The organism is Aliihoeflea sp. PC F10.4 (assembly GCF_054612275.1).
Genome location: NZ_JBTSWH010000001.1, coordinates 430714 through 450441 on the forward strand (window position 1 = coordinate 430714; position 19728 = coordinate 450441).

General features: G+C 63.1%; 19 protein-coding genes. 4 read left to right on the forward strand and 15 right to left on the reverse strand.

From position 1 onward, the window contains the following. Nucleotides 1–70: 70 nt before the first annotated feature. From ACX82Z_RS02040 to ACX82Z_RS02075, 8 genes are all read right to left on the reverse strand, one after another. Nucleotides 71–775, reverse strand: a complete 705-nt coding sequence (locus tag ACX82Z_RS02040) for a glutamine amidotransferase (RefSeq protein WP_459586489.1) — start codon at nt 773–775, stop codon at nt 71–73. Further along, on the reverse strand, nt 772–1794 hold the full coding sequence (locus tag ACX82Z_RS02045) for a homoserine dehydrogenase (protein ID WP_459591215.1): 1023 nt from the start codon (nt 1792–1794) through the stop codon (nt 772–774). Before ACX82Z_RS02045 ends, ACX82Z_RS02040 begins: the two co-directional genes overlap by 4 nt. A gap of 35 nt (nt 1795–1829) precedes the next feature. Beyond that, nucleotides 1830–3212 carry an aldehyde dehydrogenase family protein gene (locus ACX82Z_RS02050; protein WP_459586490.1) on the reverse strand — a complete coding sequence of 461 codons (1383 nt, stop codon included), beginning with the start codon at nt 3210–3212 and terminating at the stop codon, nt 1830–1832. A gap of 22 nt (nt 3213–3234) precedes the next feature. Continuing rightward, the gene (locus tag ACX82Z_RS02055) at nt 3235–4890 is read right to left on the reverse strand and encodes an acetolactate synthase large subunit (protein ID WP_459586491.1); all 1656 of its coding nucleotides are present in this window, start codon (nt 4888–4890) and stop codon (nt 3235–3237) included. Between the two features lie 133 nt (nt 4891–5023). Then, nucleotides 5024–5308 carry a GNAT family N-acetyltransferase gene (locus tag ACX82Z_RS02060; protein ID WP_459586492.1) on the reverse strand — a complete coding sequence of 95 codons (285 nt, stop codon included), beginning with the start codon at nt 5306–5308 and terminating at the stop codon, nt 5024–5026. A gap of 4 nt (nt 5309–5312) precedes the next feature. After that, nucleotides 5313–6353: an LLM class flavin-dependent oxidoreductase gene (locus ACX82Z_RS02065; protein WP_459586493.1), complete on the reverse strand. Its 1041-nt coding sequence runs from the start codon at nt 6351–6353 to the stop codon at nt 5313–5315. A 33-nt stretch (nt 6354–6386) separates the two neighbouring features. Next, nucleotides 6387–7115, reverse strand: a complete 729-nt coding sequence (locus ACX82Z_RS02070) for a nuclear transport factor 2 family protein (RefSeq protein ID WP_459586494.1) — start codon at nt 7113–7115, stop codon at nt 6387–6389. Between the two features lie 89 nt (nt 7116–7204). Continuing rightward, nucleotides 7205–7867 (reverse strand): hydrolase, encoded by a 663-nt coding sequence (locus tag ACX82Z_RS02075; RefSeq protein WP_459586495.1) that lies wholly within the window; start codon nt 7865–7867, stop codon nt 7205–7207. A gap of 146 nt (nt 7868–8013) precedes the next feature. Here ACX82Z_RS02075 and ACX82Z_RS02080 point away from each other — a divergent pair, with 146 nt between their 5' ends. The 4 genes from ACX82Z_RS02080 (at nt 8014) to ACX82Z_RS02095 (ending at nt 12409) form a co-directional block, all read left to right on the forward strand. Then, complete coding sequence (locus ACX82Z_RS02080; RefSeq protein ID WP_459586496.1) at nt 8014–8913, forward strand: LysR family transcriptional regulator; 900 nt, start codon at nt 8014–8016, stop codon at nt 8911–8913. Between the two features lie 204 nt (nt 8914–9117). Next, on the forward strand, nt 9118–10053 hold the full coding sequence (locus tag ACX82Z_RS02085) for a pirin family protein (RefSeq protein WP_459586497.1): 936 nt from the start codon (nt 9118–9120) through the stop codon (nt 10051–10053). A gap of 65 nt (nt 10054–10118) precedes the next feature. Next, the gene (locus ACX82Z_RS02090) at nt 10119–11387 is read left to right on the forward strand and encodes a DUF5996 family protein (protein WP_459586498.1); all 1269 of its coding nucleotides are present in this window, start codon (nt 10119–10121) and stop codon (nt 11385–11387) included. A gap of 80 nt (nt 11388–11467) precedes the next feature. Continuing rightward, nucleotides 11468–12409, forward strand: coding sequence for a carbohydrate kinase family protein (locus ACX82Z_RS02095; RefSeq protein WP_459591216.1), 942 nt, complete (start codon nt 11468–11470; stop codon nt 12407–12409). Here ACX82Z_RS02095 and ACX82Z_RS02100 read toward each other — a convergent pair. The 7 genes from ACX82Z_RS02100 to ACX82Z_RS02130 are packed head-to-tail and all read right to left on the reverse strand — an operon-like array spanning nt 12392 to nt 19675. Then, the gene (locus ACX82Z_RS02100) at nt 12392–13987 is read right to left on the reverse strand and encodes an FGGY-family carbohydrate kinase (protein WP_459586499.1); all 1596 of its coding nucleotides are present in this window, start codon (nt 13985–13987) and stop codon (nt 12392–12394) included. The genes ACX82Z_RS02095 and ACX82Z_RS02100 overlap by 18 nt on opposite strands. 22 nt (nt 13988–14009) lie before the next feature. Continuing rightward, on the reverse strand, nt 14010–14669 hold the full coding sequence (locus ACX82Z_RS02105) for an HAD family hydrolase (RefSeq protein ID WP_459586500.1): 660 nt from the start codon (nt 14667–14669) through the stop codon (nt 14010–14012). 3 nt (nt 14670–14672) lie between these two features. Next, the gene (locus tag ACX82Z_RS02110) at nt 14673–16145 is read right to left on the reverse strand and encodes a mannitol dehydrogenase family protein (protein WP_459586501.1); all 1473 of its coding nucleotides are present in this window, start codon (nt 16143–16145) and stop codon (nt 14673–14675) included. Nucleotides 16146–16178: 33 nt separating this feature from the next. Further along, nucleotides 16179–16952: an L-iditol 2-dehydrogenase gene (locus tag ACX82Z_RS02115; protein ID WP_459586502.1), complete on the reverse strand. Its 774-nt coding sequence runs from the start codon at nt 16950–16952 to the stop codon at nt 16179–16181. Further along, complete coding sequence (locus tag ACX82Z_RS02120; protein ID WP_459586503.1) at nt 16949–17953, reverse strand: ABC transporter ATP-binding protein; 1005 nt, start codon at nt 17951–17953, stop codon at nt 16949–16951. The genes ACX82Z_RS02115 and ACX82Z_RS02120 overlap by 4 nt, the downstream gene beginning before the upstream one ends. A 9-nt stretch (nt 17954–17962) precedes the next feature. Beyond that, nucleotides 17963–18793: a carbohydrate ABC transporter permease gene (locus ACX82Z_RS02125; RefSeq protein WP_459586504.1), complete on the reverse strand. Its 831-nt coding sequence runs from the start codon at nt 18791–18793 to the stop codon at nt 17963–17965. A 9-nt stretch (nt 18794–18802) separates the two neighbouring features. After that, the gene (locus ACX82Z_RS02130) at nt 18803–19675 is read right to left on the reverse strand and encodes a carbohydrate ABC transporter permease (RefSeq protein ID WP_459586505.1); all 873 of its coding nucleotides are present in this window, start codon (nt 19673–19675) and stop codon (nt 18803–18805) included. Nucleotides 19676–19728 lie beyond the last annotated feature (53 nt).

A 19728-nucleotide genomic window follows, 5' to 3' on the forward strand; every position in this document is an offset into this window, starting at 1 on the left:
CACAATCGCAAACTGCGTCAAAGCGGGCGCGGCGGCCGTTTACGGCCGGTTATGGTCGCCGGGCTGCAACTCAACGGGCAAGTCCGGCCAGCCAGTTTCCGATCATCGCCGCACCGGCTCTTTCGAGGCCATGCGCATATCGGTGCGCATCCTTGCGCAATTTTACCGGGTCGATGCCGGAGGTGCCAAGTTCGCTGGCGTGTCCGAGCAGCCAATGTTCGAACCGCGAGCCCAGCACTTCGGGGTGAAACTGGAGGGCCAGGAGATTACGTCCACGCGAAAACGCCTGATTGCGGCAGATCGGCGTCGAGGCGAGGTGCTCGCAGCCTTCGGGCATGTCGAATGTGTCGCCATGCCAGTGAAGGACGGATACGCCGTCGAGCTCAGCCAGCGGATGATCCCGGCCGGCTTGCGTCAATTCGAGGGTCGACCAGCCGATTTCCTTGGCCGGGCCGGGATAGACGCGCGCGCCAAGCGCTGCGGCGATAAGCTGCGCGCCAAGGCATATGCCGAGCGTCGGCCGTCCCGCACGAAGGCGCGTTTCGATGAACTGCCGCTCGGCTTCGATGACGGGATAGGCGTCGTGATCGTAGACGCCGATCGGGCCGCCCAGCACCACCAGCAGGTCGGGCGCGAGCGGATCGAGCGAGGCAGGGTCGCGCTCGGCCATTTCGACATATTCGATCTCATAGCCCGCCGAACGGAGCGGTGCCTCGAAGCTGCCAAGGTCTTCGAAGCCGACATGGCGAAAGGCCTGAACGGTCAGCCCCGTCATAAGTTTGTCTCCATCCTCGCGCCGTCCTGGCCGGAAAAGCGGGAGATAAGGATGAGCTCCAGATCCTTCAACGCCGCTGCGGCAGTCGCCAGCGGTTCGGTTCCCGATCCGATCGCGACCGTCTCGCCCATGGCATCGGTTGTAATGCGGATCGCCTTGTTCTTGCCTCGGATTTCAGCCAGCGGATCGCTAGCCGTATATGTGCGAATGCCGACTTCAGCGCGCACCGCGTCATCTTCGCGAACGAGGCTGCCGACGAGCTTTGGAACGAGGCCGTCGCGCTGCCATGCCGCGATATCCTCTCGCGTCACGTTCTGGATTCCCCTAACCGTGATATCCTTCATCTCCAGATCGAGGCCGAGACCGAAATTGGCGATCAGCAGCAGCTTTGCAGCGGTGTCCCAGCCTTCGGTATCGTTGCGCGGGTCGGCTTCGGCGAAGCCGCCGGCCTGTGCCTCGCGCAGCGCCTCGTCGAACCCGATGCCACGCGATGTCATGGCGTCGAGAAGATAATTCGTCGTCGCGTTGAGAATTCCCTCGACCTTCAGAACAGTGCAGCCGAGAAGGCTGTGCTCAATGAGATCGATGGTCGGCAAGGCTGCGGCAGCGGCCCCGCTGATCCTCAGCATCGCGCCCGAGCGCTCAGCGCGTTCGCGCAATTTCCGGCCGCTATGAACGAGCGCGCCCTTCGAAATCACGACGGCGTCGATGCCGTCCGTGAGCGCACGGTCGAGATAGGCAAGACCGGGACCGCCGGTGCGATAGTCGCTCGGACCCGCCTCGATCAGGATCGAAGCGCCGCTCGCGGCAACGAAGTCCGGCCCGGTCAGGCCGGGTTCGAGCGCATCGAACCGCTCAGGCGCAAGCCCTTCGGGATCGAACAGTCCGGCCTTCGACCCGCAAACCGCGACGAGACGAACATCGATGCCGTAGAGGTCGCGGTAACGCACGCGCCGCGATAGCAGCAGAAGCGCGGCGGCGCGTCCGACGCCACCGAACCCCGCGATCGCTATTTTCACTACCTGCAACGGCTCGAATCCGGGTTCATTTCACTTCAACTCCTGCGCATCAGGATCATCTTTTCTTGGGTCATATCGCGCATGGTGTAGGGAATGCCGCCGGTCCCGTAGCCGGATTCCCGGCGGCCGGCGAAAGGCATCCAGTCGGTCCGAAAGGCAGTCGGATCGTTGAGCATTACGGCCGAAGCAGCGAGACGGTTGGCGGCACGCATCGCGACGTCGATATCCTGTGCGAAGATGCTGGCCTGAAATGCCGTCGGCAGGGAGTTCGCCTGCCGGATGGCCTCATCGATCTCATGATAGCGATAGACGGCGACCACCGGGCCAAAGACCTCCAGCGTCGATATCTTTGCGTCGGCGGCAGGATCGAGAAGGACGGTCGGCTGCAAGGTCGTTTCGGACAAGCGTTTGCCGCCCGTCGCAAGTTTCGCCCCGCCCTTGACCGCCTCCTCGATCCAGCTTTCCACCCGATCCGCCTCGCGCGGCAGGATCAGCGGTCCGACTTCGGTATCCTTCAGGGTCGGGTCGGCTGTGCGCAGTTTTTCCACGCGGGCGACGAGCCTTTGCGTGAAGTCGTCGGCGATATCGTCATGAACGAAGATGCGCTGCGTCGACACGCAGACCTGTCCGGCATGATAAAAGCCGCCCTTGACGACCGGCTCGACGATCTTGTCGAGATCGGCGCTGCGGTCGACGATGGCAGGTGCCGAGCCGCCATGTTCGAGCGCCGAGCGCGCACCAGGCGCAAGCTTGGCATGAAGCGACCAGCCGACCCTGGCGGAGCCGATGAAGCTCAGGAACGCGACGCGCGGGTCGGTAGCCAGCTTCTCCGCCAGTTCGTTTCCATCCGGTAAGAAGGTCTGACACCAAGGCTCTGGCAGGCCGGCTTCATGGACCAGCGCCACGAAGTCGAGGCATGACAGGGGTGTCGTCGTGGCCGGCTTGACGATGACGGGGCATCCGACCGCGATGGCCGGCGCGACCTGATGGACGATCAGGTTCAGCGGATGGTTGAAGGCCGAGATCGCCGCGACGATGCCGATCGGTTCCTTCGTGGTGAAGGCCCAGCGGTTTTCCGCTGCAGCCGACAGTCCCATCGGGATTTCCCGCCCGGCGAAATTACGCAACTCGTCGGCGGCGTTATGAACGCCGTCGATTGCGCGGTTGGTCTCGACGATGGCGTCGGGCAGAGGCTTGCCGCCCTCGCGCGCGATCTGCATGGCCAGATGATCGCGCTTGCCCTCCATCAACGTCGCGAGCCTGCGCAGGATCGCGATCCGCTTGTGTGGCTGGAGCCAGCCGTCGCGATCCGCAAAGACACGCGCGGCGCCTTCGAGCTTGCGCTCCAGTGCGGCGGCGTCGTCCGTCTTGACCTTTGCGATCGGCGCGCGATCGAAGGCCTGTACGACTTCAAGCATCGTCAGTCTCCTTTCGCTCCGGCTACGCGCACTCGACGTCGGGCGTGCGGTTGCGCAACTCATCCACCAGCACGCGCGTGTTTTCGGAATAGTCGATGGGCACGTCGATGAGATGGACGCCGCCGCCGGCAAACGCCGCCTCCAGCGTCGGCACGAGGTCTTCCACCGCCGTTACGCGCGAACCCTTCGCGCCATAAGCCTCGGCATAGCGCACGAAATCGGGGTTGCCGAAGCTCATGCCGAAATCCTCGAAGCCGTCCACGGCCTGCTTCCAGCGGATCATGCCGTATGCGCTATCGTTCAAAATGACGACGACGAGGTTCAGCCCGAGCCGCACCGCCGTTTCCATCTCCTGCGAATTCATCATGAAGCCGCCATCGCCGCAGACCGCCATAACGCGGCGGTCGGGATGGAGCATCGCCGCCATCATCGCGGAGGGCAGGCCGGCCCCCATCGTCGCGAGCGCGTTGTCGAGCAGCAGGGTGTTGGCGACATGCGTGCGATAGTTGCGTGCGAACCAGATCTTGTACATGCCGTTGTCGAGGCACACGATGCCGTCTTCCGGCATCACCTCGCGCACATCGTGGACGAGGCGCTGCGGGGTGACGGGGAAGCGGTCTTCCTCGGCACGGTCGTTGATGCGGGCGAGAATCTTTTGGCGCAAATCGAGCATGCCCTGATCGACCGCCAGCTTGCCTTCGAGCCGTTCGGCCAGCCCTTGGACCGACGCGCCGATATCGCCGATCACCTCGATGTCCGGGTGGTAGACCTGCTCGACCGTCGCGGACTGGTAGCCGACATGGATGACCTTCGGCCCGCCGGCACTCTTCATCAGGAAGGGCGGCTTTTCGACCGTGTCGTGGCCGATCGCGATGATCAGGTCGGCGCGCTCGACGGCCTCGTGGACATAGTCGCCTTCCGAAAGCGCGGCGGTGCCCATGTAAAGATTGGAGCCGCCGGTGACGGCACCTTTGCCCATCTGCGTATTGAAAAAGGGCAGGCGCGTGCGCGACACGAAGGCCGACAACGGTTCGACCAGCGCGGGCCGGCTGCCAGCCGCACCGATCATCACGAGCGGGCGCTTGGCGGCGCGGATCGTCTCGGCCGCGCTGTCGAGCGCTGCCGCGCCGGCGATCGGACGCTCCATCGCATGAGGCGCGATGAGCGAGGCGTTTTCGATCTCTTCGCTCGCGATGTCCTCGGGCAGTTCCAGATGGACCGGACCGGGACGCTCCTCCATCGCCACACGAAACGCGTCGCGAACCGTCGAAGGGATGGCGGCGGCGCTGACGATCTGGCGCGTCATCTTGGTGAGCGGCTTCATCGAGGCGACGATATCGACGATCTGGAAGCGGGCCTGCTTGGCGCTCATGACCGGCTTTTGTCCGGTAATGAGGATCATCGGCATTGCGCCCAGATGCGCATAGGCCGCTCCGGTCGAAAAATTAAGCGCACCCGGCCCGAGCGTGGCGAGGCAGACGCCCGGCTTTCCGGTCAAACGGCCATGCGTCGCCGCCATGAAGGCGGCCGCCTGCTCGTGACGGGTCAGGATCAGCTTGATGCGCGAGCCACGCAGCGATTCCAGCACATCGAGGTTTTCCTCGCCCGGCACTCCGAAGATGCGGTCCACGCCTTCGTTTTCCAGCGCGGCGACAAACAGGTCGGATCCCTTATGCATAAATTCGCCTCTTGTATTGATGGTTCTGCGGCAATGGTCGCCGACAATTGAAAAGCGCTTCGAAACGGCAGCCTATGGCCGCCATGTCGCAGCTTCGTGACCAGTTAAGGCGCATCGTCTTTCGCGATCAACCCTAGCCGACCACGATGTCCGAATATTCGGGATGACGCGCGTAGAACGCGCCCATGAACGAGCAGCGCAGCACCGCCTTGCGACCGCTCGCCCGGATCGTCTCGAAGACGCCGTGCGCCAGTTCCGAGCCGATGCCCTGACCGGAGAATTGAAACGGCACCTCGGTATGGGTGAGGACCAGCGTGTCGCCCTCGACGCGGTAGTAGGCGGCCGCGATCTCGCCGCCGCCGCCGTCTATCGCCAGTTCGAAACGGGTCTCGGCCGGGTTGTCGACAATTGTGCTCATCGGCTCACGACTTTCCGTGAGCTGCGCGCACGATCGGCGCGACTTCCGTGCCTAGAAGTTCGATCGAACGCTTCATCGCGGCGGTATCGAGGGACGCCGTGCTCATCTGGAAAGTGATGCGTGAGACGCCGCCGAGATCCTCGCTGGCCTTGAGCATCTTTGCTGCAACCGTCTTCGGATCGCCGATCAGGAACGCGCCTTCTGGTCCGGCCATCGCGTCGAATTGCTGCCGGCTCGGCGGTGCCCAGCCGCGCTCGCGGCCGACGGTCGCCGTCAGATGCGACCAGCCGGGGAAGAAAGAATCCCTTGCTGCAATGTCGGTTTCGCCGACGAAGCCCATCGCATGGACGCCCACCTTGAGAGTATCGGGGCTGTGTCCGGCATTGATGCCGGTCTGGCGATAAAGATCGACCAGGGGCCTGAACCGTTCAAAACCTCCGCCGATGATCGCGACCATCAAGGGAAGACCGAGCATGCCGGCGCGCGCAAAGGATTGCGGTGTGCCGCCGACGCCGAGCCATAGCGGCACGCGCTTTTGGTGCGGCCGTGGGTAGACGCCCTGACCGGTCAGGGCCGGCCGATAGCGGCCCTGCCAGGTGATGTCGGTCTCCTCGCCGAGCTTCAGGAACAGTTCGAGCTTTTCGGCGAAGAGTTCGTCATAGGCCCGCGTATCGAGGCCGAACAGCGGAAAGGCTTCCCCGAACGAGCCACGGCCGACGACGATTTCGGCGCGGCCCTTGGCGATCAGGTCGAGGGTCGCGAATTCCTGAAAGACGCGCACGGGATCGGCCGCGCTCAGCACCGTGACCGCGCTGGTCAGCCGGATTTTGCTGGTGCGGGCCGCAGCGGCGGCGAGAATGATCGCAGGCGCGGAATCGAGAAATTCGGCGCGATGGTGCTCGCCGATGCCGAACACGTCGAGCCCGACCCGGTCGGCGGTCTCGACTTCGTCGAGAAGGTCGGCCATGCGGTCGGTCGCCGACGGCAGATTGCCCGTTGCAGGGTCAGGAAGGATGGCGGCGAAACTGTCGATACCGATTTCCATGAAAGGTCCTTGTCTATTGTCTGTCGTCGGCCGTCACGCCCGGCGGTTGCCTTCGTCGGGATCGAACATGGAAAGCGCAGCGAGAGCCGCCGTCGCCGGTACCTCATCTTGCAACACGTCCCAGTGTTCGGCCAGCCTGCCGTTCTCCACCCGGAAAATATCGACCACCACCTGCGGCGCTTCCGACCAGCCGCGAATGCGGCCGTGGATGGCGACGAGATCGTCTTCGGCGATCATCAGCCCCGGCTCGTAGTAAACGTCAGGGGAGAGGTCAGCGACGATGGCCTGCAGCGCATCGCGCCCTTGCGGAATATTTGGATTGTGCTGGACGTAGTCCGGCACATAAAGGCGCTCGACCGCCGATGCGTCATGGCGCTGGAACAGCGATGTCATCGCTTCGAGCACAAGCGCCTTGTTGCGCTGCGGCTTGTCGTCGAAGCTGCCGTCGGCAGGCCGCGTGACGACGAGCGTTCCGGTCATGCGCAGGAACCGGCCGTCGGACAGTGTCGCGAAAGAGTGGACGAGGCCGCGATCGTAGTCCTGAACGTTCGTGACCGTCGCGCCGTCTTTTTCCTGCCAGCTCACGGCGAAAACGCTGTTGTTAAGCGGTATGACGTTTATGTCGACGATTTCGGTATGCGCGAGCGGGCCTTCCTTGATCTCGAACTTCAGTTGTTCGGACGACAGAAGCGTAAGGCTGACTTTGAAGTCGGGGTAGGTGACGTCCATTTCCTGTCCGACAGGAAAGCGGGGTTGAGACATGCTCGTGTTCCTTTGGAGCGGCGTTCGTCTGGCATGCGGATGCGACGAGACCGGCGCGTCGAGCGCGCCGGCCTTGTCACCTGATACTGTCAGTGAGCCGATGGTCCCGTTGCCCCAACCGGCGTGTCGAGCAGTTGCTGTTCCCATATGCCGGCGATGCCGCTTCCGGCGGAGTGCCATTTTGCGATGTCGCCAAGCAACGCGGCGGTTTCGGTGCGCGCCCAATCACGCTGCCATTCGCCCATCAGCGCGACCCAGGTCATCATGTTGGCGCCGGCCGCGATCATGCGCTGAATAGCCACCTCGTGACCCTCCACGGATACGCCGCCGCAGGCATCGGTGATGACCGTCACGTCCCAGCCTTCGCCGAGAGCCTGGATCACCGGCATGGCGACGCAGATTTCGGTCCAGAGGCCCGCGATGATAAGTTGCCTGCGACCCGTCGCCTTGACGGCGTCCACGACCTTCTTGTCTTCCCAGGTGTTGATGAGCGTACGGTCGATCACTTCCTGATCAGGGAACACTTCGGTGATGTGCGGGAAGATCACGCCGCCCTGCGCCGCGATCACGCTGGTCAGGATGGTCGGCACCTTGAACGCCTTGGCAAGCTTGGCCAGACCCGCAGAGTTGTTCACGATCATATGCGGATCGTGACTGTTCAGGTTCGCAAGCTGGTAAGGCTGGTGGTCGATCATGACGAGAACCGAGTCCTCGGGACGAAGAAGCGAATCAAGGCCGTTGCGAAAGGTCATAACGACATCCTTATGCTGCTGGGAAATTCAATTGCGGGAACGGCAGGCGTTGGTCGGCACTGCCTGGATGCGGAGACTGTCATTCCGGTCTTTGATGCGGTAGCGCTGATTTCCGGACTACCGTGTCGCGAAACGAGGAACGCCAATTGGACATCGATGATTTGAGGACATTCGTGGAAGTCGCCGATGCCGGCGGCGTCTCGTCAGCCGCGCGTCGGCTCGGCATATCCAAGTCTATCGTCAGCCGGCGGCTTGCCAGGCTCGAGACGGAGCTTGGCGTCCAGCTTCTGGCGCGCACGACACGCGGTGCTGCGTTGACGGAGGCTGGGGTCGCATTTCGCGATCATGCCGCGAAAGTGGGTGCCGAAATCGATCTGGCGCGCGAAACAATCCTGCCTGCGGGCGAACTTCGTGGACGTTTGCGGATTTCCGTGCCGCTCTCATTCGGGCCGACGCACTTCGCACCCGTGATCGCCGACATGGCGCGCCGTCATTCGAAGCTTCACATCAACACCGTCTATGGGGATCGCTTCGTCGACCTCATTGCGGAAGGGTTCGATTGCGCGATCCGCGTCGGCTATCTGCCGGATTCCAATCTGATCGCAAGGCGTATCGGACCGATTTCAGGCAGCTTCGTCGCAAGCCCGGACTATATTGAAAGGCACGGCGCGCCCGAAACGCCGGAACAGCTCATCACGCATGATGCACTGATGCAGGAAGGCGAGATCTGGCAGTTCATGGATGGCGAGACGCTCGTCACGGTTCAGCCGAAGGGACGTTTCAAGGCCGATAACGGAACGGCGCTCGCGACTGCTGCGGCGGCCGGCATCGGGGTCGCGCGCCTGCCCGATTGCCTCACATATGAACATGTGCAGTCCGGCGCGCTCGTTCGGGTGATGAAAAACTATCCGCCGCCGCTTGGCGGGGCTTATGTCATCCGGCCCCCGGGGCAGCATCCGGCCCGAAAAATCCGCGTCCTGACCGAAATGCTGATCGATCATTTCGAACAGAACCCGGAGCTTTGGGGACGCGATCGTTCCTGCTGACAGTCCGGCCGATCCGTGATGTTCCAGCTTCAGCAACACAGCTCGACGTGTTGCAGCACTTTTTGCGCGAAGCGCAAATCGCTAGACAAGCCATCGATGGACAGGTTGCGCTAAGCGCGACGGCGGCTGCATACTCGATCGATATGCGGCCCCAATGAAGGTTGTGCCGGCGATGATGCCGGCAAATGCAAGGGATGGATGCATATGAGCTGGAACCCAGCAATCGAACCGGGCTGCCCCGACGAGGTCGGCATCGACGCGATCGAAACGCTTATCGTGCCGCGCGCCCGCGACCTCGGCGGCTTCGAGGTGCGTCGCGCCTTGCCTGCGCCCAAGCGGCAGATGGTCGGGCCTTTCATCTTCTTCGATCAGGCCGGACCGGCCGAGTTGCTGACGGGTGAGGGGATCGATGTGCGGCCGCATCCGCATATCGGCCTCGGCACGGTCACCTATCTTTATCGCGGCGATTTCCATCATCGCGACAGCACCGGGGCCGACCAGATCATCACGCCAGGCGCGCTGAACTGGATGGTCGCGGGGCGTGGGGTCACGCATTCGGAGCGCACGTCGGCTGCCGCCCGAACCGGTCCCAACAGCCTCTTCGGCATCCAGACATGGCTGGCGCTGCCCGAAAGCCATGAGGACGACACGCCGAGTTTCGAGCATTACGGCAAGGAGACGTTGCCGACGATCGAGGATCAGGGCGTCTCGCTTCGCCTCATCCTTGGGAACGCGTATGGCAAGGTCGCGCCCGCAAAAATGCTCTCCGAGACTTTCTACGCGGATGTGAAGCTTGATCCCGGCAGCCGGCTGCCGATGCCGGATAATCATGAGGACCGGGCGATCTATATCGTCGAGGGGTCGATCTCGGTTGCCGGTCAGGACTTCGAGTCGGGACAGATGATGGTCTTTCGTCCAGGCGACAGCATCACAGTCGCCGCAGGCGACCGAGGCGCGCGGTTCGTGATCCTCGGCGGCGCGACGCTGAACGGACCACGTTATATCTGGTGGAATTTCGTCGCTTCGTCGAAGGAGCGGATCGAAGCCGCCAAAATCGAATGGCGCGCGGAGAACTGGGGCAAGGGTCGCTTCGACCTGCCGGTTGATGACCGGAACGAGCACATTCCTCTTCCCGACTGACCGGTTCCGATCAAACAATAGCGCGGTGCGAACCCGCTCCGAATTACTGGAAGGAAACATGCGCAATGAGCGACAAGTGGCCCCAACTCGACTATCTCGGCTGGCGTGAGACCTGCTCGGCCCTTCATCTTTACCTTCAGATCGCAGGTAAATACCGGCTGGCTCATACGCCATGGCTCAACCATTCCTGGAACGCGACCTTCTATGTCACGCCGACCGGTCTTGCCTCCTCGCCAATTCCTGACGGCCCCGGCATCGAGATCCTGTTCGACTTCAAGGAGCATATGGTCGTCGGAACATGCGGCGAGGGCCGCAAGGCGTCGTTCGCGCTGGAACCCACCACCGTCGCGACCTTCCATGCCAAGTTCGTCAAGCTGATTTCGGAACTGGGCGGAACGCCGACTTTCGACGGCGCGCCGAACGAGGTGCCTTACCCCATTCCGTTCGCCGAGGATCACCGCGAACGACCCTACGACCGCGAGGCCGTTCAGCGGTTCCATCGCGCGCTCGTTTCGGTCGATGGCGTGTTCAAGACGTTCCGGACGTCCTTTCTGGGCAAGTCCAGCCCCGTTCACCTGTTCTGGGGTGCGCTCGATCTGGCCGTCACACGCTTTTCGGGACGCCGCGCGCCGCTTCACCCCGGGAACGTCCCGGCATTGCCGAACGATGTCGCGCAGGAAGCCTATGATCGCGAGGTGTCGTCGGCTGGCTTCTGGCCGGGCGGCGGTGGCATCGACTACCCGGCCTTCTACGTCTACGCCTATCCGGCGCCTGCCGGCTATCAGAATGCGCCGGTCAAGCCGGATGCCGCGTTCTGGAGCGAGGGTCTGGCCGAGTTCATCCTGCCTTATGAGGCCGTCCAGTCCTCCGCCGATCCGGACGGAGCGCTGATGGCGTTTCTGGTCTCGACCTATGAGGCGGCTGCCGACCTTAGCGGATGGGACCGCGACCTTCTGGAATGCGCGAACGGCAAGCCCCGTCAGGTTCGTCCGCCGGACGCTGCTGAGGTGAAGAAGGACGCCCCGCCCGCGATCGGCGACGAAAAGGTCGAGCGCGAGGATGGTCCCGCCAAGGGGCGCTACGTTCTCGTCATCGATGGCGTCGAGGCCGAAATGACCTACAGCCGGGCCGGACAGGGCCTGATCATCATCGACCATACCGAGGTTCCCTCGGCCCTGCGCGGCCGCAAGGTCGGCGAGCGGCTGGTACGTCAGGCCGTCGAGGATGCAAGGCGCGACGGTGTCTCGATCATGCCGCTTTGCCCCTTCGCCAAGGCGCAGATCGACCGCCGTCTAGAATGGCAGGACGTTTTGCGCAAGTCGTCCAACGCATAGGCATTCCGGGCTTCGAAAACCGTCGCGAAACGTGTATGCCGATCATCGTTGAAACGCCGCTTCGAAAGGGCCGACGAACGATGATTTTGTGCTGTGGCGATGCCCTGATCGACATGATCCCGTCCGATCTTACGGGCGGGAAGACAGGCTTTGTCCCGCATGTCGGCGGGGCGGTGTTCAACACGACCGTCGCGCTCGGCCGGCTGGAGATGCGGCCGTCCTTCTTCCACGCCCTTTCAAGCGATCTCTTCGGCGACATGCTGGCGGGCGAACTTGAAAAGTCGAATGTCGACTTCTCGCTCGCCCCGCGTGTCAATCGGCCGACGACGCTTGCTTTCGTGGTGCTGACGGACGGCCACGCACGCTACGTATTCTACGATGAGGCGAGCGCCGGGCGCATGCTTCGCGAAGAGGACCTGCCGGCGCTGCCCGCCAGGATCGAGGCGCTTTTCTTCGGCGGCATCAGCCTTGTCGCAGAACCCTCTGGTTCCGCATTCGAGGCCTTGATGATGCGTGAGCGCGCTAGCCGCTTCGTGATGATCGACCCGAATATCCGGCCCGCCTTCATCCGCGACGAAACAGCTTATCGCGCGCGCCTGTCGCGCATGATGGGCGCAGCCGACATCGTGAAACTGTCGGAGGAAGACCTCGAATGGCTCGCTCCCGGCCGCGTGGATGACGCGGTCGGCGAACTGGTCGCGCAAGGCGTTCATGCCGTTCTCGTCACGCGTGGGGAGAACGGCGCGACCGCGGTGACGGCCAAAGGCTCCGTTTCCGTCAAGCCGCCGCGTGCGAAAGTCGTCGACACGGTGGGAGCAGGGGACGCCTTCAATGCCGGCTTCATCGAAGGTCTGGCGGGCCTCGGCCTCTTGTCGAAGGCTGCGATACGCAGGGCCAGGCCAAATGAATTGGAGCGTTGCCTTGTCCGCGCCGTCGAAGTCGCGGCGGTTACGGTCGGGCGGCAGGGCGCGAACCCGCCGCACCTTGCCGAACTCTCCCCGCCTTCATGGCGCGCGGCTTAAATCTTCGATTTCGGCGCGATGCGCCTGCATGCGCTGGAAGATGCGATAGTCGCGGTCGTACTGCGCAAACGCTTCCCGATCCGGGGAGATGCGTGTTTCGTTACGGCGCATCGCGCGGCAGGCATCGGCGAGCGTTGCATGCCAGCCTGCGGCGGTTGAAGCCGCTGCGGCCGTACCGAGCAACATGGCGCTCGGCGTGTCGAGCGTGACGATTTCGCAGCCGGTCGCGTCGGCATAAAGCTGCGTCAAAAGCGGGCTGCGCGTGTGGCCGCCAACGAAATGCAGCGTGTCGATTGCGCGGCCATTCGCGTTCATCGTTTCGACGATCTGGCGAATGCCGAGCGCGATGGCGACGGCCGTGCGCCAGTAAATGCGGCACAGGCCGTCGAAGGACGGGTCGAGCGCCATGCCGCTGACGACGCCGAGGGCGTGGGGATCGCCTGCGGGCGAGCGGTTGCCGTGAAAATCGGGCAGGACATGCAGACGCCCGGACAATCGCCGCCCCTCGATAGCCTGTAGCTCACCGATGCGCTGGAAGATGCGCTCGTGAGTAGCGCGGTCGGCCGTCTGGCCTGCACCGTGGATGTGAACCAGATGGTCGAGCAGGCCGCCACTGACGGACTGCCCGCCTTCCGATAGCCACAGGCCGGGAAGGGTGGCGTCGAGATACGGCCCCCAGATGCCGTTCATCTTGACCGCGTCCGTCGAGAGCGTCGTCACGCAGCTCGACGTTCCCGCAACGAGCGCGGCGCGGCGCGGCAGATCGTTTGGATCGTCGGCATAGGTTCCAAGAGCGGCGAGCGCGCCGGCATGCGCGTCGATGAAACCGGCCGCGACCCGGCATGAGGAAGTGAGACCGAGCGCATCGGCGGCTTCCGGCGTCAGCGGGCCAAGGTCGGTTCCGGCAAGGACGGCGGTATTCGGCAGGCCGCCGCGCTCCAGCATGTCGCTGATCCCGACAGCATCGAGATAGTCACGCGGCCATGGGTCGTCACGATGCGCCAGATACGCCCATTTGCAGCCGAGCGTGCAGATGGAGCGCTCGCTGGAACCCGACGCTTTCCAAGTGAGGAAATCGGCCAGATCGAAGAAGTGGGCGGCGCGCTGCCAGCTTTCCGGCAGATGCGCTTTCAGCCAGGCAAGCTTGGGTGTCGCCATTTCCGGTGAGACCGAGCCGCCGCAATGCGCGACGACTTCATGGCCGGTCGCCGTGCAGCGGTCGGCCTCGGCGGCTGCGCGATGGTCGAGCCAGGCGATCGTGTCCCAGCGAGCCTCGCCCGTTGTGGAAACGGAGATCTGTTCTCCGGTTCGTCCGCGCACGACGATGGAGCAGGTCGCATCGAAACCGATCGCGGCAATGGCTTCGGGTAGCAAGTTCGCATTCTCGCGAGCGGTGCGCACCGTTCGGCAGACCGCTTCCCATATGTCTTGCGAATCGTGCTCGGCGTGATCGGCGAGAGGGCGGTGCATTGCGATGGGATGCTCGGCATGGGCGAGCGTATGCCCTTGCCGGTCGAGGATGCCGGCACGCACGCTCGCCGTGCCCACGTCGACCGCAACGACGAAGTCGCCCTCCACCCGATTCTCGCTCCCTCAATTTCTATCGACCAATCAGGCCGGGCAGGTCCGTCATGTTATCGAATACGAGGTCTGGCTCAAGGGCGGTTATGCGTTGGAGGTGAGCGGGATGGCGTGCATGGGTCGCGCCGGTGAAGGCGAAGACGCGCATTCCCGCGCGTTTGGCCGCTTCCACGCCGGCGCTGGAATCCTCAATGACGAGACAGGCTTCGGGCGAAAAACCCATCTCGCTTGCGGCATGGAGGAAAAGGTCGGGCGCAGGCTTGCCGTTCTCGACCATCGTGGCGCTGTAGATATGCGGTTCGAGCAGCGGGAAAAGTCCGGTCACCGTCAGTGACAGTGCGATCCGCTCTGGCTTCGAGGAGGATGCGACACAGCGCGTCATCGGCAAGGTTTGCAGTGCCCAGGCGACGCCGTCGATGGCCTTCAGTTCCGAGCGAAACCGCGCATTGAGCCGCTCGCGCATCGCGCCGAGCTGTTCCGGCGTGATCTCGATCCCCGGATCGTCCGCCAGTGAAGCGCAGATCGAGGCCATCGACCGGCCCAGAAACCGCTCATAGGCGACATCCTCGTCGATCTCGTGTCCGGCGGTGCGGATCATCTCGCGCAGGACGGCGATGGAGATCGGTTCGCTGTCGACGAGTACGCCGTCGCAATCGAAGATGACGAGGCCGGGCTTCATCGTTTACCCCGCGAGGTAACGGCGCAGCGTTTCCGCCGTACCGTCCTGCCAGAGCGCGGCAAGATGGGCGGCGAACGCCTTGCGGAAGACGGGCGACTGCCCGACCGTGCCGAAGATGTCGCCAAGCGCGAGGAACGCGTCGGGGTCGTCCTTCGCCTTCAGGGCGGCTTCCTTAAGGCGGGCATGACTGGCGTCGTTCGGTGGGATTTCACGACCCGAATCGGATGTGCCAGCGCAATAGCGGCACCACAGTGCGGAGACGAGCGCGAGGCCGTCGATGGAGCGTCCGTCCTTCAGCCGGTCGGCGGTGGACGGGAGGATGAATTTCGGCTGCCGGTTCGAGCCGTCCAGTGCAAGGCGCGCGACGGTATCGCCAATCTTGGGATTGGAGAAGCGACGCTCGATCAGCTTGTAGTAGTCCGCCAGATCGGTATCGGGCACCGGCGGTACGCAGGGGATGATCTCCTCGCGCTCGACCTTTTGCAGAAAGCCGCGCACGAGGTCGTTTTCCATCGCCTCATGAACGAAATGAATATCCATCAGCGCCGCCGGATAGGCGATCGTCGCGTGGCCGCCATTGAGGATGCGGATTTTCATCAACTCATAGGGCGCGACATCCTCGACGAAGGTGACGCCGACCTTCTCCAGCGCGGGCCTGCCTGCCGGGAACTTGTCTTCGAGCACCCATTGTCTGAAATCTTCGCAGAAGACCGGCCATGCATCCTCGATGCCGAATTCGTTCGCGGCGATGTCGATCTCGCGCTTGCCGGTGGCGGGGGTGATGCGGTCGACCATGCCGTTCGGAAACGCGACTTCGGCGCGGACCCAATCGGCAAGCTCTGGATCGATGCGTTCGGCAAGGCCCGCGACAGCGTTTTCGGTGACGTGGCCGTTGCCGGGAATGTTGTCGCACGACATGACCGTGAATGGCGCTGTTCCCGCCGCGCGGCGCGCCTTGAGGCCGGCGAGGATCAGCCCGAAGACGGTCTTCGGCGCATCGGGGTTCTCTGCGTCGTAGCGCATATCCGGGTGATCAGGATCGAACCGACCGGAAGCCGGGTCGATATAGTAGCCGCCTTCGGTGATGGTCAGCGAAACGATGCGGATGGCCGGATCGGCGAGCCGCGCGACAATGGCTGCAACATCGCCCGGCTCGACATAGTCGATCATGGCGCCTGTCACGCGCGCCGCGCTTTTTTCTGCTTCCTGTTCGACGACGGTGGTCAGGTAATCCTGTGCGTGAAGCTTCGCTTTCAGCGCCTTATCGGAGGGCAGCACGCCAGCGCCGACGATGGCCCAGTCTTGGTCGCTGCCTTCGTTGAAGAGGTCATCGAGATAGACGGCCTGATGGGCACGATGGAAGTTGCCGATGCCGAAATGGAGAATGCCGGCCGTCAGCGACGCGCGGTCATAGGCCGGCACCGCCGCTTTTGCGGCGATTTCGGACAGGTTTGCACGGCTAAGTTTGGTCAGCATTTCGAAAAATCCTTGGCGCGGGCGGGTTGCCCGTCAGCTCATCCAGTTGCCGCCGTCGACATTGTAGGTCTGCGCGACGATGTATTCGCTTTCCGGCCCGGCGAGGAAGATCGCCATGCCGACGAGGTCGTCGGCCGTGCCCATGCGCCCGTAAGGCACTTCCGCGCCGACGAGCCGCTTCTTCTCGCCGCGCGGGCGGTTTTCATATTGCGCGAAAAGCGCGTCGACGCCGTCCCAGTGCTCGCCGTCGACGACGCCCGGCGCAATCGCGTTGACGTTGATGCCGTGGCGGATGAGGTTCAGACCCGCCGACTGCGTAAGGCTAATGACCGCAGCCTTGGACGCACAATAGACCGCGACGAGCGCTTCGCCGCGCCGCCCGGCCTGGCTCGCCATGTTGATGATGCGCCCGCGCCGGTTGCCCGCGATCATCGATTTCGCCGCCGCCTGCAACATGAAGAGCGTACCCTCGACATTGATCGCGAAGACGCGCGCGTAGCTGTCGCGCGTGATGTCGGTTATGGGGGCGAGGTCGAAGATCGCCGCGTTGTTGACGAGAATGTCGAGCCCGCCTTGTCGCTCCTCGACGCTGAGGATCGCGGCGTCGATTGACGACTGGTCGGTCACGTCGAGCTTTACGGCATACGCCGCATCGCCGATGGCGGCGGCCGTCTCCTGCGCACGGGAAAAGTCGATATCGGCGATGGCGACGCTTGCGCCCTCGCGCACATAGGCCTCAGCGAAGGCACGGCCGATGCCGCGCGCCGATCCCGTGATCAGCGCCGATTTTCCGGCAAGCCGTTTCATCGGATCGCAAGCCCCTTGGCGTCGAATTTGTGCACCTTGCCCGTCTGCGGCGTCAGATAAACGATGTCACCATGCGAGGGGGTGAACTCGCCGCCCGTTCGCGCGGTGATCGGCGTCGGCTGGCCGTCGACATGGACATGCAGGAACGTGTCGGAGCCCAGATGCTCGGAGACGCCGACCGTTCCCTTCCACGCGCCATCGGTGGTGGAGATGTCGAGATGCTCGGGCCGCACGCCGACCGTCTCGCTGCCCTGACCCTTCGCGGCCTCGCCTTCGATGAAGTTCATCTTGGGTGAACCGATGAAGCCGGCGACGAAGCGGTTGGCCGGATTGCGGTAGAGGTCGAGCGGCGAGCCGACCTGTTCGATGCGGCCGAAATTGAGAACCACGATCTTGTCGGCCATGGTCATCGCCTCGACCTGATCGTGGGTGACGTAGATCATGGTCGTCTTCAACTGCTGGTGCAGTTCGGAGATTTCGAGGCGCATATTGACGCGCAGCGCCGCGTCGAGGTTGGACAGCGGCTCGTCGAACAGGAAGGCGGCCGGCTGGCGCACGATGGCGCGGCCGATGGCAACACGCTGGCGCTGGCCGCCCGACAACTGGCGCGGCTTGCGGTCGAGATAGTCCGTCAGGTTCAAGATGCGCGCCGCGTCGGCAACCTTCTGCTCGGTGGCCGATTTGCTTTCGCCGGCCATCTTGAGCGGAAAGGCGATGTTCTGGCGCACGCTCATATGCGGATAGAGCGCGTAGGACTGGAACACCATGGACAGGCGTCGCTTCGCTGGTGCAAGGCCCGTCGCATCGGTGCCGTCGATCATGATCCGTCCGCCGGACACATCCTCAAGCCCGGCGATGAGGCGCAAAAGCGTGGACTTGCCGCAGCCGGACGGGCCGACGAAGACGACGAACTCACCTTCCGCGATCTCAAGGTCGATTTCATGGATGACATCGGTCGTACCGAAGGATTTGGAGACCTTTTCGAGCGTGATCTGTCCCATGACGTTCTCCTATTTGACCGCGCCGAAGGTGAGGCCGCGCACGAGCTGTTTCTGGGAGAACCAGCCGAGAATGAGGATCGGAGCGATGGCCATCGTGGAGGCAGCCGAAAGCTTGGCGTAGAAATTGCCCTGCGGGCTCGAATAGGAGGCGATGAATGCCGTCAGCGGTGCCGCGTTCGAGGTCGTCAGATTGAGCGTCCAGAACGCCTCGTTCCAGGCAAGGATGATGCAGAGCAGAACCGTCGAGGCGATGCCCGGCACCGACATCGGCGTCAGGACATAGAGAATTTCCTTGGTCAGCGAGGCCCCGTCCATGCGCGCGGCTTCGAGGATCTCACCGGGGATTTCCTTGAAGTACGTATAGAGCATCCAGACCATGATCGGCAGGTTGATCAGGAACAGAACCACGATCAGGCCGAGATGGGTGTCGAGCAGGCCCCAGTTGCGGAACATCAGATAGATCGGGATCAGGACGCCGACGGCCGGAAGCATCTTGGTCGACAGCATCCACAAAAGGACGTCCTTGGTGCGCTTCGTTGGCGAGAAGGCCATCGCCCATGCGGCGGGGATCGCGAAGAGAAGGCCGAGCAGGGTCGAGCCGACCGCCAGATAAACCGAGTTCATCATGAAGCGGAAATAGTCCGAGCGCGCATTTACCGTCTGGTAGTTCTCCAGCGTCCAGTTGAAGAAAAACCATTTCGGCGGTGTCGCGATGGCGTCGAGCTCGGTCTTGAACGATGTCAGGATCGTCCACAGCACGGGAAAGAAGATCAGAAGACCGATCGACCATCCGATGATGGTCATGGTGATCTTGCGGCGGGTCGAGACTGCGCGGGCCATGTGTCTACCTCATGCGTCCAGATTCTTGCCGATGATGCGGACAAGGAAGAGAGCGACGATGTTGGCGAGAACGACGGCGACGATACCGCCTGCCGATGCGCCGCCAACGTCGAATTGCAACAGTGCCTGGCTGTAGACGAGATAGGTCAGGTTCGTCGTCTGCAGGCCCGGGCCGCCCGATGTCGTCACGTAGATTTCCGCGAAGATCGACAGAAGGAAGATCGTCTGGATCAGGATCACGACGGTGATCGCGCGCGCCATATGCGGCAGCGTGATGTACCAAAAGACCGAGACCGGTCCTGCGCCGTCCATTTCGGCCGCTTCCTTCTGGTCCTCGGAAAGCGATTGCAGCGCGGTCAAAAGAATCAGCGTGGCAAATGGCAGCCATTGCCAGGCGACGATGATGATGATCGCTGTCAGCGGATAGGCGGAAAACCAGTCGATCGCGCCGACGCCGATCCAGTTAAGAAACTGGCCGATCGTGCCGTAGACCGGGTTCATCATCATGTTCTTCCACACCAGCGCCGCTACCGTCGGCATGACGAAGAACGGTGCGATGACGAGAAGGCGTACGATGTTGACGCCGTAGAAATCCTGATCGAGCAGCAACGCCAGAAGAATGCCGCCCGTGACCGTGATCGCCAGCACGCCAGCGACGAGCTTCAGCGTGTTGGTCAGCGCGGTGAAAAAGGCGGGGTCGGTCAGGAAGAACCGATAATTCGTGAACCCGATGAAGGGCGTCTGCGCCGGGTTGAACAGATTGTAGTTCAGCGTCGAGAAATAGAGCGTCATCGACAGCGGTACGATCATCCAGATCAACAGCGCGATCACGGCCGGCGCCATCATCAGCCGCGCGGCGGATTTGGTCTGCAAGGTCGCCATGACGAGGCCTTTCGGATCTGGATCAGGATCGTGCGTCTGGATAAGTGGCTGCC